Consider the following 15364-nt stretch of genomic DNA (forward strand, 5'->3'; position numbering starts at 1 on the left):
GCCACCGCGTCACGACGGGCGACAGCTGAAACGACGGCGCGGGAGGCCCTGCAGCGGGACTCTCCTCTGTACGGCGGTGCGCGCCCGCGCGCGCCCGGCCACCCCGACACCATCGCGTATTCGACGCACGCACGCACGAGGACTGGATCCCATCACCGTGATCAAGACCGAGCCCGGCCCCGCCGGCGTCTCCGACTCCGCCCACTGCGCCGCGGACTGGCCCGTCACCGCCACCTACCCCGAGCGGCCCGCCGGACGCCAACCGGGCGGGCGGCTCGCCGAGTTCATCGACGCCATGATCGCCATGGGCCAGACCGGCCAGGTCTTCGGCGAGCACGGCATCGGCAAGACGTCCACCTTCCTCAGCCACATACCGCGGGCACACCCCGGCACGCGCGTCGTCCTCGTCCCGGCTGCCAACCTCACGCCCGACGACCTCCTGATGAACGCGCCGGTACGGGACGAGAAGACGGGCGAGCTGGTCCTCACACAGCTGATCATGCGCCAGCTCACCCCCGGTGAGCCCTTCGTGCTGCTGATCGACGACTCGCTGCAGGCCGGTGAGACGATCCAGTCCCAGCTCATGCAGATCGCCTGCAACTGGACCCTCGGCGAACACGACCTGCGGGCCCTCGGCTGCGTCGGCGTCTTCCTCTCCGACAACGAGTCGCCGACCGAGACCAGTTCCGCGCGCGGTGACCTCGCGGTGCTCGACCGCATGGTCACCCTGCGCCTCACGGCGAACGACACGGCCTGGCGCCACTCACTCGCCGCGCGCTACCCCGACCGGGACCTCGGCGACGTCTTCCGGCTCTGGAGCGGGCTGACGCCCCGGCTGCGCGCCCTGTTCTCCCCGCGCACCCTGGAGCACGTGCTCGACTGCGCCCTCGCCGGTCTGCCGCTGAGCTGGGGGCTGCCGCTGGTCGGCGGGGTGCGGATGCGGCTGCGGGACACCCGGAAGGACGGTACGGAGGGCACCGACCGTACGGCGGAGATCCTCGACGCGGTCGCGACCGCCGTGGGCGCGGCCAACCCGGTGACCGTGGCCGATCCCGTACGCCGCATCCTGCGCACCGCGCTGCGGGAGAACTGGGCGGTGCTGCTGCAAGGGCCGCCCGGCTGCGGAAAGACGGAGATCACCAAGAGTGTCGTACGGGACGAACTCGGCGCGGAGCCGGTCTACTTCTCGCTCCCGGTGACCAACGTCGAGGATCTGTGCGTGCCGGTGCCCACCCCGGACGGGCGGCTGGACACCCTGCTGACCAGGGCGCTCTCGGGGCCCGGCGAGAAGGTGATCGTCTGGGACGAGTACAACCGGCCCAAGGACAAGGCCGCCTTCGCCAAGCTGATGGAGATCACCCAGGAGTGGACGCTGGCCGGGCGGCCGGTGGAGGGCCTGCGCGCGCAGATCGCGCTCCAGAACCCTCCGTACCACCTGGGCAGAAAGCTCCAGGTCAGCAGGAACAACGTGGCGCAGGCCAGCCGCTTCACGGTCAGCTACGAGGTACGGCCCGAGGACATCCCGGCCAACGAATGGCTCATCGCGGCGTACGGCGAGGTGGCCGAGACCGTCCTCGAATGGTGGAAGAACGACATCGACGACGAGGCCCGCGACTGGATCACCAAGCGGACGCTGGAGCGGCTGATCAAACTGCATCTGGCCGGCCAGCCGCTGATGTCGGGCCTGATCTATCTCGGCGAGGGGGAGTTCGCCCCGGTGCCGCTGACCGGACTCGAAGCCAGGCTGGCCGGGATCGGGCAGGAAGTGGCGCTCGGCTTCCGGGAGTTGGTCCGGGACGTCGACCTCTGGGAGAAGCGTCTCGCCGTCGCCTCGGAGGTCTCGTCGGAGGGGACGAACGACACCGACGTGGTGCACCGGGTGCTGGCCAACGCCGAACTGTCCCAGCTCAAGCGGCACAGCGAGGTCGTGGCACGGCTGCTGCGCCATATGCCGCCGAAGCTGCGCGCCACGCATCTCGTCGGGCAGACGCCGGCCCGGCAGAGCTACTGGGTGGGCGTGCTCGCCCGGATGAAGGTGCTGGCGGCGTCGTCCTGAGCCCGGCCCCGGTGCCCCCGGGCCGCCGCCCCACCACAGCACTCCACCGCCCGACAGCCTGAGAGAGTCCCGATGCGCCTCGCCGAACACACCGTCGTCTCCGCCGCCTACGCCCTCGCCGACCGGGAACTCACCCGTGCGCTGGTACCGCGCGTCCGGGAGGAGACGGTGGCGCTGCTGGGCAGCGAAACCGCCGTCGTGCCGCCGCACCTGCTGGACGAGGTGATCGGGTCGCGGGACCCGGAGCTGCTCGGCGCGCTCCTCTCGTCCGCCAGGCACCGCGGTGTCGTGTTCGACCGGCTGGCCGCTCTGGGTGATCCCGCGCTGGCCAGGGCTCTCTACGGCGGGCAGGAGTGGGACCGTACGCCCGCCCAGCGCGCCGCGGTGTGGGAGGGCGCGGTGGCCACGGCCGGTGACCCCGGCTGGCGGTCGGAGGACGGTCTGCCGGCGAAGCTGCTGTCGTCACGGCGCCGGGAACTGCTGGAGCCTGCCCTGCTGGCCCCGTTCCCCGAACTGGTGGCGCACGCGCGGAGCGTCCTCGACGGCAAGGCCGGCTCCGGCAGGGGCGCGGGCTCCGGGCCCCGGATGACCCCGCCGAGCACCACCCCCCTGAAGGACCGGCGCTCGTGGGAACGCCACCCGCAGTCGACGAAGGAACTGATCGGGGACTTCAGGGACAGGGATTTCCGCGGCACGACGGAGCTGCCGGGGGCTCCGGGGACACCGGGGGCCCTGGACTGGGACGTCCTGGTCAAGGAACACCGCGCCGAGCCGTTCCTCCCCTCGGCACTGGTGACCCTGTGGTCCCACCCGGACTGCCCGGAGGAACTGGCCCTCGCCGCCTTCGAGGCCCGCTGGAACAGCACGCTGCCCGAGGGCGCCGTCCACTGGTCGATGGTGGCGAGCCCGGCTTTCGGCAGGCTCGAGAACCACGCCCTGTCCAAACTCCTCGGCCGGGGTCTGCTCGCGGGCGCCTTCCCGGCCGAGCGTGTCCTGGGGGAGACGGGCCCGGCCCGCAACATCCTGTGCGCCCTGCCGCACGACCACGCGGAGGCGCGGACCGCCCTGGCCGCCCAAGTGGCCCGGCTGGGTTCGGACTTCGCGCCCTGGCGCGCGGTGTACTCGCTGCTCCCGCGGTTCTCGGGCACCGTCACCGAGCTCGTCGACGCCGCGCTCGCCGAGGAGGGGAAGCACCGGGGCAAGCCGTGGCCGAAGCCGGTGGGGCCCGAATTCCCCAGCCGTGGGGGATCGATCGGGCGCGCGGCATGGCTGCATCTGTACGACGCGGCGGACCACGACACGCAGTGTGCGCTCGTCGCGCACCTGGACCTGCGCGCCATTCAGCATCTGCTGCTCTGGCACCGGCCGTCTCCCGAACTGCGCGCGCACATAGTCCGGTCGAGGGGCGCGTCCGTCCTCGCCGGCATCGCGTCGAGCTGGCAGACCCCGCCGGAGGTGATCGAGGAGCTGATCCCGTACAACGAGTCCGAGATCAACGCCGCGCTCTTCCTCAACACCGATCTCACCCCCGCCCAGCGCCGCCATGTGCTCTCCGGCCGGCGCTGGCGGGACGGAGAGTCCGTCGACACCCCGGACGCCGACCGGATCCCGCTGACGAAGACCCTGGTCCAGGGACTGGAGGAGAGCGCGCGGCGGCCCTGGCTGCTGGCGTGCGCGGACTCGGGCGACCCGGTTCCGTGCCGCATCCTGCTGGGCAGCCCCCGGGTGAAGATCCACACGCCCGCGCTGGAACTGCGCATGCTGGTACGGCTCTGGGAGCGCCACGGCCCGGACGAGGTACGGGCGTTGCTGGACGAGACCCACTTCCCGGGGCGCAATCCGCAGCCCAGGCATCCGCTGTCGCCGCCGACCCTGGAGGCGGGACGGGCTGCGGTGGACGCTGAGGCGGAACCGGAGGGACTGGCCCTGCTGCGCGCCGCGTACGAGGCCGCCGCCGGTCCGGCGGGGCGGGCGGACTTCCTGTCCGAGAAGGGGGCGGGTGTCGAGAAGGACGACCTGGCGAAGGCCGTCGAACTCTTCGACGAGGAGGTCGGACCGGGGCCGCTGCCGTGGGACGAACTGGTGGCGGCCCACGGCGCGAAACCCCTGCACGACCGGGTCCTCGTCCGTCTGGCCGGGCTGGACGGCTGCCCGGCGGCGCTCGCCGAGGAGTCGGCCGGGGCCGCTCTGCGTCTGTCGCACCCGCACTACCGGCCGCGCCGGGGGGTGCGGCCGCCCACGGGGCCCGACATGCTGAAGAAGCTTCCTCTGCGGCTGGACAACGGCGGATGCCGCTGGCTGGAGAAGGCGCACGCACTCGGGCAGGTCACCTTGGACGAAGTGGTCCGGACCGGCTTCCCGGCCCAGGCGACCATCGCCTTCCTGTCAAGGGCGCTGGCGCCGGGCGACTCGCCCGGGACCGAGGAGGTACGGTCCGCCCGCCGCGCGGTCGCCGCGCTCGCCACCGAGCACCTCTCGGACGATCCGGAGGGCTGGGCGCTCGCGCTCCGGCTGGCCCCGGACTTCGAGGGCACGCTGCCGGACCTGCTGCTGGCGTCGGGAGCGGTGGTGAGCTGAGAGGCCCGGGGCCGGTCCGGCGGCTACGCGAAGCGGGACACGTAGCGCTTCTGCCAGGGTGTCTCGACCGCGTGGCGTGAGTAGTGCTCGCGTACGTAGGCGACGGCCTCCGCGTTCGGCACGCCGTCCAGGACGGCGAGACAGGCCAGGGCCGTGCCCGTACGCCCCCGGCCGCCGCCGCAGGCGATCTCGACGCGTTCGTCCCCGGCCCGGTCCAGCGCCTCGCGCAGTGCCTGAGCCGCCCCGGCCCGGTCGGCCGGCAGGCGGAAGTCCGGCCAGCGGACCCAGCGTGCCGTCCACTCGACGGCGGGCGGTTCCTTGCCGAGCAGGTAGAGCGCGAAGGCGGGCTGCGGCCCCGCCGGGAGGGGGTGCCGGAGCCCCCGCCCGCGGACGAGCCGGCCGGAGGGCAGTCGCAGCACACCCGCCGCGGTGGGCTCCCAAGTAGTGATCACGGATTCGACGTTAGCCGGGCTCGCCGCTCCCGTCCTACGGTTTGACCGCGAGGAATCCCCACTGCACGCAGTCCTCGGCCCCGGCGGGGGCGGTGGTCCCGGCCGGCAGGACCAGTTCCGGCAGCGGGCGCAGTCCCGGCGGGAGCAGCGTCAGTCCGCGCGCGCAGTCGGCGATCTGCTCGGGCGTGCGGGCGAGATAGGCGCCCTCGGGGTCGGCCTGTACGTAGTGCTCCTGCATCCTGAGCACGCCGGGCGTCTCGATCGTGTCGCACACCGCGAGGTAGGAGCCGGAGGCGAAGCGGCTCGTGTACCGCGCGACGAGGTCGGCCGCCTCGGCGGGCGGGAAGTGGCCGAGCGTGGAGAGCACCAGCAGGGCGACCGGCTCGTCCAGGTTCAGGGTCGTCGACACACCCTCCAGCACGGCCTCCACGTCACGGAAGTCCTGCTGGAAGTAGTGGATCTTGCCCTCGGGCGAACTTCTCAGCGCACTCGCGTGGTTCAGGACGACCGGGTCGTTGTCGACGTAGACGACGCGGGACTCCGGGGCCACTCTCTGCGCCATGCCGTGGGTGCCGCTGCCGGTCGGGATGCCCGTGCCCAGGTCCAGGAGCTGGCGGATGCCGAACTCCCGGACCACGTGGTCCGCCACCCGCTCCTGGAAGGCCCGCGACTCCATGGCCGCCGTCTTGATCTCCGGGAAGTCGCCCATCATCACGTCGCCGAGTTCCCGGTCGACCTGGTAGTTGTCCTGGCCGCCCTGCGCGTAGTTCCAGATCCGCGCGGAGTTGGGGACGGTGGGCATCACATTGGTTCCGGGGCGTACGGAGTCGCTCATCCGAAGTCCTTACTCGTCAGGGGCAGGGGAGTGAAACGGGGCGGTGCGAACCCGCTGGTCACGTCCACCGCCATTCGGTAGTTCTCAACTGCGTCGGAGTCGTCGGTGATGAGCGTCATGGACGGATGGAGGCCGATCTGGATCAGCCTCTCCCCCATCCCGAACTCCTTGAAGCGGAGAATCTCCAGGTGGCCACAGAGGCTGATGGCCAGGGGATGCGGTACGCGCGGCGGAATGACCTGGATGGCCACCGAAGAACGTACGTCGGCGATACGGGTTTCAAGGTAGTCGAGTTGACGGGCCATCACCCCGGGACCGCCCACACGGCGCCGCAGTGTGGCCTCCTCCAGCAGCACCCACAGGCTGGCCCGGTCGTCGCCCTTCCCGTCGCCGATGGTGTGCTCCTTGCGGGCCTCCAGCAGCTCCAGCCGCAGACGGCGTACGGCGGGGTCCTCGTACGGGTTGCGCAGACTCATCAGGGCTTCCGCGTACTCCGTGGTCTGGAGCAGGTCCGGCAGCACGCCGGGCGCGTAGGAGCGGATGCTGGTCGCCGCGGATTCCAGGTCGATGACACCGACCTCGGCGACCTCGCGCCAGGGGTGCCACCAGCCGGGCTTCTTCGCCTCCGCCAGCGCGCGCAGGACCTCGGTCCGCTCGTCGGGCGGCGTCTGGTAGAGGTCGAGCAGTACATCGACCATGCGGGGGTTCGGCACCGTCTCCGCGTTCTCCCACCGCGCCGGTGTCGCCCGGTCCTTCTTGATCTTGTCGGCGACGCTCTGCAGCGTCATGCCCGCCGCCTCGCGCCGCCGGCGCAGATCCGCCCCGAAACACCGCAAAGCGACTGTGGGGCCGGATCGTGGCTGACTCACCGGGCCCCTCCTCGCGTCCGCGGGTGGCGAGGGTCTTCTTCCTCTCCGTTCGGCGCGGTCCACGATACCCGCCGACCGAACTCTGTCACGTTGCAGAGTGTGGGGTGAGGTGGATATGGTGGGGTCTGGAGTTCCCCTACGCGGTACCCCCCAGACCGCCGCGCAGGGTTCGGGAACCGACCCCGCTGGACACACCGGAAGGCGTGACAGGGCGGGGGGTCACGGAGAACCGATGCCATGCACGTCTCACTACCGGCCGTACCGGAGCAGATCCAGGTCGCGCGCCGTATCGTCCGCAAGGAGCTGGCCGGTCTCGGCTGGCCGTCGGCGAAGATCGCCGCCTGCGAGGAGATCGCCGTCCATCTGGCCCGGCACGCCATCAGTGTCGTGGGCGTCAGCGGTTACTACCTCGGTGTGACGAAGCGTCCCGGGCTCCAGGACGACGCCGTCGCCATAAGAGTGAGCGTCACGATCCTGGACACGCCCGCCGAGTCGGCGACGGTGCCGCACCAGGGCCGCCCCGCCGAGCCGGCCGACGGCGAGCACACCGGACCGGACGAGGACAGCTCGCGGCTGGCCGCCGTTCTGACGCAGCGGTGCGGGACCCAGGTCAGCGTCGTCGCGCAGCAGGGCAGTTGGGCGGCCTCGGCCACCCTTCCGGCCGAGGTGCCCCGCGTCGGCGCGCGGCCGTGAGGCGCCGGCCGACTCCCGGACCACCGCCCGACGAGCACGGCCCGACGGGCCGAACCGACCACCCCGTCTTGGAGAGGCTGCTGTGGACGCACTGAGGGGTGCCGCATCCGATGACCCCACGTGGGAGCCCATGCGTGAGACCACCGCGGCGCACACCGGAGCACGCCACGCGAGCAGATCCTCCGTCGGGCAACCGCCCCCGGCACATGCGGCGCCCCCCGCACACGCGGCGCCCCCTTCGCACACGGCGAACCTCGCCGCCGGTCACCGTCTGCCGCGGCCTCCGCGCGCCCGCAGGTGGACGGCCTGGTACCGGCCGACGAGCGCGGATCCGGTTTCGGTGCGCGACCGCGCGGTCACGCACGGTGGGGGAGTGGCAGACGTGAGCCGTTCGGTACTGGTCGTCAGCGGCGCCAGCGGAAGCGCCGAGTGCGTCGCCGCCGCCTACGCCCGCCAGGACGACTGGGTCGGGTTCCTGTACGAGTGGGGAACCCCGCCCGACGAGCTGTACAACGTGCGCTGCGACGTGAGCGACGGACTGCAACTGGACGCCGCCGTTTCGGAGTTCGAGACCGGGCACGGAGTCGTGGACGTCCTCGTCGTGGACGCCGACCGCCACGACCGGTACGCCGGGGAGCCCGCCCACTCGGCGGCGGCCGGGACGCGGGCCCGCGCGAACGCGATCATCGGCCGCACACTTCCCGGGATGCGCGAGGCGGGCCACGGACGGATCGTCCTGATCGCCTCCACGAAGGGCCTCGGCCGCGGCTCGGCCCTGTCCGGCGGCGCCCCGCACGCGGACCTGATGAGCCTGGCCTGGCACCTGGTCCACGAGTGCCGCGGCTCGGACATCACCGTCAACGTCATCACGTACGGCTCCCCCGAGGGCACGACCCGCCAGGCCCGCGGGCACCGCGCCCAGCAGATCGCGAACCTGGCGGTCCACCTGACCCGCCCGGAGGCCACCGACACCGGCGCGGTCATCCCGATCGAGGTCCTGGGCGCGATACCCGTACTCGGCCCGGCCCGGCCGGACGGAGCGTCCTACCAGGGCCGCTGACCGCCGCGCCTCCAGGGGGCCCCTCAGCCCCGGAGGCGCGGCACCGCCCTGCCGGCGGCGCTTCGCGGGCCCGTCACCCCGTCACCGATCACGCCCGTGCGCCCCCCGGGACACAACTCTGCGCCGACCGCCCGGCGTTCTTGGCCGTGAGGTGAGGAGAGAACTCCGGTCAGAGCAACGGCCGGATCTCCCGGCACTGCACGGATCGAAGGAGGGCGACTCCCTCATGCGACGGTTCACAGGATTCTGCGCCGCACTGGCACTCGCCGCGGCCGCACTGATGGCGTCCGCGCCGACCGCCCAGGCGTCCGCGAACGGCCCCGCGACGGTCACCGCGTACCAGGACTGCCCGGTCGGGTGGTTCTGCGCCTGGGAGGACAGGGGCGGATGGGGCGCCATGGCGCGCTTCCGGACGGGGTCCGACGACCTCCGTGACTTCCGGCTGAACGACAAGATCTCCTCGGTGTGGAACAGGACCGGCAACACCTTCTGCACGTGGCTCAACATCAATCGCGACGGCGCCACGTGGGCGGTGGGGAACTGGCGCGGTGACACCGTCCAGTACAACCGGGAGGACAACATCAGCTCCCTGTGGGTGGGGGCCTGCTGAGCACCCCGCCCTGACCGGGCCCGCGCGGCGGAACGGCGTCAGGCGATCTTCGCGCCGTACACGTGGTCCACCGTCATCGCCATCAGCACCCGGCGGTCGGCCACCATCACCGCGCGGTACTCGGCCCAGTCCGGGTGTTCACCGGAGGCGCGGCGGTAGTACTCCACCAGGGCCTCGACCTCCCGGCCGTCGGGGTCGGTGCCAGGGCCGACGAGGGTGACCGGGCCCTCGGCCGTCGCCCAGGACCAGCCGTCGGGGCTGGTGACCTCAAGGGCGGCCCGGGGGTCGCGGCGCAGGTTCGCCGTCTTCGCGCGGCCCTCCGTCATCGACACGTAGAGGATGCCCGCCTCCTCGTCGTAGAACGGCATGACGGGGGAGAGCTGCGGGCGGCCGTCCGACTTGATGGTGGCGAGGACGCCGAGGCGGCTCTCCGCGAGGAGTGTGCGCGGGTTGAACGGCGCGGCGGGCGTGTTCGGTTCGGATGGTGTGGTGGTCATGTCCGGCTCCAAGTCGTGACGGGACGTCGGCTATTCCCGCGTACCCGAGGGCTTGCGGAAGAGTTCGATCATCGACGCATATCCCTCGGCGCCGTGGCCGTTCGCCACGGAACGCCGCGCCAGTGCCCGGACGAACTCGGGGAACTCGGCGCTGACGCCGAGGAATTCACTCTCGTGGACGAGGTGGTCCATCGAGGCCAGATGGGTGTTCAGGGTGGCGTCGACGGCCGGGTACACGCCCTTGTCGATCTGCTCCGCGTAGCCGGGCACCCAGTCAGCCACCATTTTGACGCTCCTGGTGGCGAGTTGCGCGAAGGTCGAGGCGTCCACCCCCGCCGCGCCGAGCACGGCGGCGCCCTGGAGGAAGCTGTTCAGGACGCCCCACATCAGGCCCAGCACCGCCACGTCGTACAGCGACGACAGGCCGTGGTCCTCGCCGAGGTGGGTGGTCCCCCCGCCGATGAGCCCGAGGGTCGGCTCGTGGGCCTCGAAGGTCGCGCGCGGTCCGCTGTAGAGGATGACGGCGTCCGCCGTGCCCACGCCGTCCGGGTCGGTCAGGATCGCGCCGTCGAGATACGTGCCGCCGTGCTCCGCCGCCCAGCGCGCCGTCTCGCGGGCCCCCTCGGACGTGCCCGACGTCAGGTTCACCAGGACCCGGCCGTCGAGAGTGCCGGCCACCGGGTCGAGCAGTTCGTGCACGGCGTCGTAGTCCAGGACGCAGACGATCACGAGAGGGCTCGCGGCCACGGCGTCGGCGACGGAGTCCGCGAGCGCGGCGCCCTTGGCGACGAGGGGTTCGGCCCTGGACGCCGTGCGGTTCCACACGGTCGTCGGGTGGCCCTCGCGCAGGAACGCCTCGGCCAGCGCCTGGCCCATCAGGCCCAGGCCCAGGACGGTCACGGGTGCAGCAGCATTCATTCTTCGCTCCTCGGTATGGCTTGGTGCGCGTGACAGAATCTTCAACGTTCATACCGATATGAAGGTCAAGGGGGAGCCGACATGCTGATCGGGGAGCTGAGCCGGCGGACGAGCGTCCACGCCCATCAGTTGCGGTACTACGAGGCCCAGGGACTGCTCGAACCGGAGCGCGGTGCCAACGGCTACCGCGAGTACGGAAGCGACGCGGTCGTGACCGTGACGCAGATCAGGAGGCTCCTCGAAGCCGGGCTCTCGACCGAGGAGATCGCGTTCCTGCTGCCCTGCGCCACCGGCGCGGGCCCCGACCTCCTGCCCTGCGACGACGTCCTGGAGATGCTCCGGTCGCGCCAGCGAGGGCTGGACGACCACATCGACACGCTTCTCCGCTCGCGCCGGACCTTGCAGGAGTTCATCGACGCCACCGAACGCCAGGTGTCGCCCTACGTCCGGTCCGGGGCATGCGACGCATGACCGCGCGGGTGCGGGTGCCGGTGGCGGCGTGCGCGCCGGCGCCGGTCCCGGCTCCGGGGTGTGGGATCAGGCCGGTCGCGGACGCGAGGCAACGCCCGCTCCCTGTCCGGAAATCGATCCCCGCACATGGGCCATTTTGGCATCTACCCGGCAAGCCTTTAGGTTAGGCTCGCCTAAGTCAATGGCCGGTCCCCCGGCGTGTGCCGCCGCGTCGGCCGCTCTGTCCTCACCCGAAGGGCCCCATGTCAGCGCCCGATACGAGCCCCGGAGCCGCCCGGCCGGGGCGCCGGCCCACCGGCCGTGGCCGGCGCCGCACGGGGTCCCGCCCGGGCCGGTTCGATTCCCCACCCCCCAGCCGAGGTTGAAACCGCCGTGTCCGTCCAGTTCCCGCCATCCGCCGCGCCGCTCGTCGCCCACTCCGCGGACGTCCTGCCGGCCCCCGTCCGCAGCCGACTGCTGGAGATGACGCGCGGCGCCGAACCCGTGTCGGCGTATGTGTACGACGGAGAGGTCGCGGCCGCGCGCGCCCGGGAGCTGCGCGCCGCGCTGCCCGACTGGGCTGCCGTCTACTACGCGGTGAAGGCCAACTCGTACCCCGGCATCGTCCGCGCCCTCGCCCCGCACGTCGACGGCTTCGAGGTCGCCTCCGTCAGCGAGCTGGAACTCGCCCTGACAACGGCCGAGTTCACGGACGTACCCGCCGTCGTCGCCGCCGGGCCCGCCAAGTCCCTACCCGTCCTCACCGCGCTCGTCCGCGCCCGCGTCGAGGCGATCAACGCCGAGAGCCTGCTCGAACTCCACCGGATCAGCCGTATCGCCGTCGCCGAAGGCGTCACCGCGCGGGTCGCGCTGCGCGTCAATCCGGCCGACATCCCGATCAGCGGCTCACTCCACATGGGCGGCGCGCCCTCGCAGTTCGGGGTCGCCGAGCCCGACGTACCGGACGTGCTCGCCGCCGCGGGCAAGCTCCCCGGTCTCGACGTCGTCGGCTTCCACATCCACGCCGCGTCCAACAACCTCGACGCCGACTCCCATGCGGCGTACCTGCGTTGGTGCGTCGAGTGGAGCGTCCGTACGGCCGCCGCCACCGGCGTCGACCTGCGGCACGTCGACATCGGCGGCGGCATAGGCGTCGCGTTCCAGGGCGAGGAGCCCTTCGACATGGCCCGCTTCGGTGAACTCACGGCCCTCGTCGAGCCACCCGTAGGGGTGAAGGTCGTGCTGGAGCCCGGCCGGTTCCTGGTCGCGGACTGCGGCTGGTACGCGGCCGAGGTCACGGACGTCAAGGCCTCGTACGGCGAGTGGTTCGCCGTACTGCGCGGCGGAATCAACCACTTCCAGCTGCCTACCTCCTGGGACATCGTGCACAACGTCGCCGTCCTGCCCGTCGACACCTGGGAGGCGGGCGAGGAGTGTCCGAGGCCCGCCGCAGAAGACACGCGTGTCACCGTCGTGGGCGAGCTGTGCACACCCGAGGACACCCTGCTGCGCGACGTGCACGTCGAGCGGGTGCGCGCGGGTGATCTCGTCGTCTTCCCCAACGCGGGTTCCTACGGCTGGGAGTTCGCCATGCACGCCTTCCTCGGGCACCCGATCGCCGGGCGCCAGCTGCTCTGAGCCGTCTCCTCCACCCTCATATACACCGGAGCCGTTCCATGACCGTTCCCGCTGTCACGCTGTCCGCCTCCGGGCGTCCCGCCGGTGACTCGGACACCGGCGTCACCGGCCACGCCGGCGCCCCCGGTGACGCCCACTCCATCCTGGAGCGGCAGCGCGCCAGGGAGTCGTCCGCGCGCACGTACGCCCGTTCCTTCCCGATCGTCCCGGCCCGTGCCCACGGCATGACGATCGAGGGCGTCGACGGCCGCCGCTATCTCGACTGCCTCTCCGGCGCCGGAACGCTCGCCCTCGGCCACAACCACCCCGTCGTGCGCGACGCACTCCGGCGCACCCTGGACAGCGGGGCCCCGCTGCACGTGCTTGACCTCGCGACACCGGAGAAGGACGACTTCACCGACGCGCTGTTCGAGACGCTGCCTCCGGCGTTCGCCGACCGCGCCCGCGTCCACTTCTGCGGGCCCGCCGGGACGGACGCCGTCGAGGCGGCGCTGAAGCTGACGCAGACGGCGACGGGGCGGCGCGGGGTGCTCGCGTTCACCGGCGCGTACCACGGGATGACGGCGGGCGCGCTGGCCGCGACGGGCAGTGTGGCCGTCAAGGAGCCGGTGCCGGGCGCTGGCGCGGCGGGCGGTGAGGTGACCCGGCTGCCCTACCCGTACGCGTACCGCTGCCCCTTCGGCGTCGGCGGCGAGCGCGGCGCGGAGCTGGCGGCGACGTACACCGAGCGGCTCCTGGACGATCCGTCGGGCGGTGTCGTACGGCCGGCGGCGATGATCCTCGAAGTGGTCCAGGGCGAGGGCGGGGCCGTGCCCGCACCGGACTCCTGGCTGCGCGAGATGCGGCGCGTGACGCGCGAGCGCGGTATCCCGCTGATCGTGGACGAGGTGCAGACCGGCGTCGGCCGCACCGGCGCGTACTGGGCGATCGAGCACAGCGGTGCCGTGCCGGACGTCATGGTGATGTCGAAGGCGATCGGCGGCGGGCTGCCGCTGGCGGTGATCGTGTACGACCGGGACTACGACGGGTGGCTGCCCGGCGCGCACACCGGCACGTTCCGGGGGAACACGCTGGCGATGGCGACGGGCGCGGCGACGCTGCGCCATGTCACGCGCGAGGGGCTGGCTGAGCGGGCGGCGACGGTCGGCGCCCGGATGTCCGCGCGGCTGGACGGGCTGCGGTCCGAACTGCCGCTGATCGGCGACGTACGGGGGCGCGGGCTGATGATCGGCGTCGAGATCGTCGACCCCGACGGGCCGTTGGACTCCTGCGGGTCCCGGCCGGTGGCGCCCGGCCTCGCGGCGCGGGTCCAGGAAGGCTGTCTGGAGCGGGGGTTGATCCTGGAGCTGGGCGGGCGGTTCGGGTCGACGGTGCGGCTGCTGCCACCGCTGGTGATCACGGACGAGGAGGCCGAGTCCGTACTGGAACGGCTGACGGAGGCGATCGCCGAGGCGGCGAAGACGGCGACGGCGACGAAGTCCGCGGGCGTCTCAGGGCGGGCGGCGTGACGGCGGAGGCGCTGGACGCCGCCGTCGAGGACGTACTGCGAGCGCTCCGGCCGGCGACCGGGACGGAGCTGTCGGGCGGGGTGGGCGGAGCCGCGGCGCTGGAGCCGCTGGTACGTGACGTGCTCGGCGCGCTCGCGGCGGGCGCGGCACGGCGCGGCGGGCCGGTCGCCGCCGGTGCGCCGGACGCGGCCGGGGCGGCCGTCGCCGAGGCGTTCCGCACCGCGAGCGGGTCCGCCGCGCTCGGCGGGCTCACCGAACTGCTCGCGCACGGCAGCGCGGACCCGGCCGACCCCGCGTGCGCAGCGCATCTGCACTGCCCGCCGCTGGCCGTTGCCGTCGCCGCCGACCTGGCGGTGTCCGCGCTGAACCCGTCCCAGGACTCGTGGGACCAGGCCCCCGCGGCAACCGCCCTGGAAACACTGCTCCTTCAGGAGCTGGCGGCCATGCTCGGGTACGACCCCGCCGAGGCGGCGGGCGTACTCACCTCGGGCGGCACCGAGTCCAACCTGATGGGCCTGATGCTCGCCAGGGACCGGGTGCTGGGTGCCGCTACGGGCCGGCAGATCGAGCTGACGGGAGTGCCGAGAGCGGGCGCGGGTGTCGGCCCGGGGGCGCCGGCCGGGGCGCGGCCGAGGATCCTGGCGTCCGCCGCCGCGCACTTCTCGGTGCAGCGGGCGGCGGCCCTGCTCGGGCTCGGCGAGGACTCGGTGATCCCGGTCGAGGTCGATTCCCGACTGCGCATGAAGGCGGGCGCGTTGGCCGCGAAGCTGGCGCAGTGCGTCGAGCGCGGGCAGCTGCCCGTCGCGGTCGTCGCCACCGCCGGCACGACGGACACGGGGGCGATCGACCCGCTGCGGGAGTGCGCGGAGCTGGCGGCGGAGTACGGGGCGTGGCTGCACGTGGACGCCGCGTACGGCGGCGGCGCGCTGCTGTCCGACCGGCTGGCGCCGCTGCTGGACGGCATCGAACTGGCCGACTCCGTCTCCCTGGACTGGCACAAGCTGGGCTGGCAGCCGGCCGCCGCCGGGGTCTTCCTGGTGCGGAAGTCGGAGACGTACGCCTCGCTCGCCCGCCGCGCGGTCTATCTGAACCCGGCGGACGACGAGGAGGCGGGGTATCCGAGCCTGCTCGGTCTCTCCCTGCGGACGACGCGCCGCGCGGACGCCTTCAAGATCGCGGTGACGCTGCGGACGCTGGGCCG

Annotated in this window: 14 protein-coding genes; 9 read left to right on the top strand and 5 right to left on the bottom strand. The window is 72.6% G+C overall.

What is annotated here, in order from left to right; translation table 11 throughout:
* Positions 1–157 precede the first annotated feature (157 nt).
* Entirely contained in the window at positions 158–2056 is a 1899-nt protein-coding gene (locus GXP76_RS26350) for an AAA family ATPase (protein ID WP_374362619.1), read from the top strand.
* A gap of 72 nt (positions 2057–2128) precedes the next feature.
* Complete coding sequence (locus GXP76_RS26355; protein ID WP_242574094.1) at positions 2129–4633, top strand: hypothetical protein; 2505 nt, start codon at positions 2129–2131, stop codon at positions 4631–4633.
* Between the two features lie 23 nt (positions 4634–4656).
* Here GXP76_RS26355 and GXP76_RS26360 read toward each other — a convergent pair whose 3' ends face one another.
* Genes GXP76_RS26360 through GXP76_RS26370 form a run of 3 tightly spaced genes read right to left on the bottom strand, consistent with a single transcriptional unit; the run spans position 4657 to position 6984 of the window.
* Entirely contained in the window at positions 4657–5085 is a 429-nt protein-coding gene (locus GXP76_RS26360; RefSeq protein ID WP_242574095.1) for a protein-tyrosine phosphatase family protein, read from the bottom strand.
* A 34-nt stretch (positions 5086–5119) separates the two neighbouring features.
* Positions 5120–5920 carry an SAM-dependent methyltransferase gene (locus GXP76_RS26365; protein ID WP_242574096.1) on the bottom strand — a complete coding sequence of 267 codons (801 nt, stop codon included), beginning with the start codon at positions 5918–5920 and terminating at the stop codon, positions 5120–5122.
* Positions 5917–6984: a helix-turn-helix transcriptional regulator gene (locus GXP76_RS26370; RefSeq protein WP_308354212.1), complete on the bottom strand. Its 1068-nt coding sequence runs from the start codon at positions 6982–6984 to the stop codon at positions 5917–5919. Before GXP76_RS26370 ends, GXP76_RS26365 begins: the two co-directional genes overlap by 4 nt.
* Positions 6985–7026: 42 nt before the next feature.
* Here GXP76_RS26370 and GXP76_RS26375 point away from each other — a divergent pair, with 42 nt between their 5' ends.
* From GXP76_RS26375 to GXP76_RS26385, 3 genes are all read left to right on the top strand, one after another.
* Positions 7027–7482: a hypothetical protein gene (locus GXP76_RS26375; RefSeq protein WP_242574098.1), complete on the top strand. Its 456-nt coding sequence runs from the start codon at positions 7027–7029 to the stop codon at positions 7480–7482.
* Between the two features lie 382 nt (positions 7483–7864).
* The gene (locus tag GXP76_RS26380; protein WP_242574099.1) at positions 7865–8542 is read left to right on the top strand and encodes a hypothetical protein; all 678 of its coding nucleotides are present in this window, start codon (positions 7865–7867) and stop codon (positions 8540–8542) included.
* A 226-nt stretch (positions 8543–8768) separates the two neighbouring features.
* The gene (locus GXP76_RS26385) at positions 8769–9152 is read left to right on the top strand and encodes a peptidase inhibitor family I36 protein (RefSeq protein ID WP_242574100.1); all 384 of its coding nucleotides are present in this window, start codon (positions 8769–8771) and stop codon (positions 9150–9152) included.
* Positions 9153–9190: 38 nt separating this feature from the next.
* On the opposite strand, the gene GXP76_RS26390 is transcribed toward GXP76_RS26385, so the two are convergent.
* Together GXP76_RS26390 and GXP76_RS26395 are read right to left on the bottom strand one after the other, a co-directional pair.
* On the bottom strand, positions 9191–9649 hold the full coding sequence (locus tag GXP76_RS26390; RefSeq protein WP_242574101.1) for a PPOX class F420-dependent oxidoreductase: 459 nt from the start codon (positions 9647–9649) through the stop codon (positions 9191–9193).
* 30 nt (positions 9650–9679) lie between these two features.
* Complete coding sequence (locus GXP76_RS26395; RefSeq protein ID WP_242574102.1) at positions 9680–10567, bottom strand: NAD(P)-dependent oxidoreductase; 888 nt, start codon at positions 10565–10567, stop codon at positions 9680–9682.
* Positions 10568–10648: 81 nt separating this feature from the next.
* Between GXP76_RS26395 and GXP76_RS26400 the strand changes: the two genes are divergently transcribed.
* From GXP76_RS26400 to GXP76_RS26415, 4 genes are all read left to right on the top strand, one after another.
* On the top strand, positions 10649–11038 hold the full coding sequence (locus tag GXP76_RS26400; protein WP_242574103.1) for a MerR family transcriptional regulator: 390 nt from the start codon (positions 10649–10651) through the stop codon (positions 11036–11038).
* Between the two features lie 372 nt (positions 11039–11410).
* Positions 11411–12655, top strand: coding sequence for an alanine racemase (locus GXP76_RS26405; RefSeq protein ID WP_242574104.1), 1245 nt, complete (start codon positions 11411–11413; stop codon positions 12653–12655).
* 38 nt (positions 12656–12693) lie between these two features.
* Positions 12694–14163 (top strand): diaminobutyrate--2-oxoglutarate transaminase, encoded by a 1470-nt coding sequence (locus GXP76_RS26410; protein ID WP_242574105.1) that lies wholly within the window; start codon positions 12694–12696, stop codon positions 14161–14163.
* Positions 14160–15364: aspartate aminotransferase family protein (locus GXP76_RS26415; RefSeq protein WP_242574106.1), on the top strand; the 1205-nt coding region annotated here is incomplete at its 3' end. The genes GXP76_RS26410 and GXP76_RS26415, both read left to right, overlap by 4 nt.

The sequence above is a fragment of the Streptomyces sp. NP-1717 genome, from assembly GCF_022695985.1.
Lineage (GTDB): Bacteria > Actinomycetota > Actinomycetes > Streptomycetales > Streptomycetaceae > Streptomyces.

Coding starts and splice junctions, on each gene's coding strand:
- GXP76_RS26355 (WP_242574094.1), top strand. CDS start 2,129: ATGCGCCTCGCCGAACACACCGTCGTCTCCGCCGCCTACGCCCTCGCC.
- GXP76_RS26365 (WP_242574096.1), bottom strand. CDS start 5,920: ATGAGCGACTCCGTACGCCCCGGAACCAATGTGATGCCCACCGTCCCC.
- GXP76_RS26375 (WP_242574098.1), top strand. CDS start 7,027: ATGCACGTCTCACTACCGGCCGTACCGGAGCAGATCCAGGTCGCGCGC.
- GXP76_RS26385 (WP_242574100.1), top strand. CDS start 8,769: ATGCGACGGTTCACAGGATTCTGCGCCGCACTGGCACTCGCCGCGGCC.
- GXP76_RS26390 (WP_242574101.1), bottom strand. CDS start 9,649: ATGACCACCACACCATCCGAACCGAACACGCCCGCCGCGCCGTTCAAC.
- GXP76_RS26395 (WP_242574102.1), bottom strand. CDS start 10,567: ATGAATGCTGCTGCACCCGTGACCGTCCTGGGCCTGGGCCTGATGGGC.
- GXP76_RS26400 (WP_242574103.1), top strand. CDS start 10,649: ATGCTGATCGGGGAGCTGAGCCGGCGGACGAGCGTCCACGCCCATCAG.
- GXP76_RS26410 (WP_242574105.1), top strand. CDS start 12,694: ATGACCGTTCCCGCTGTCACGCTGTCCGCCTCCGGGCGTCCCGCCGGT.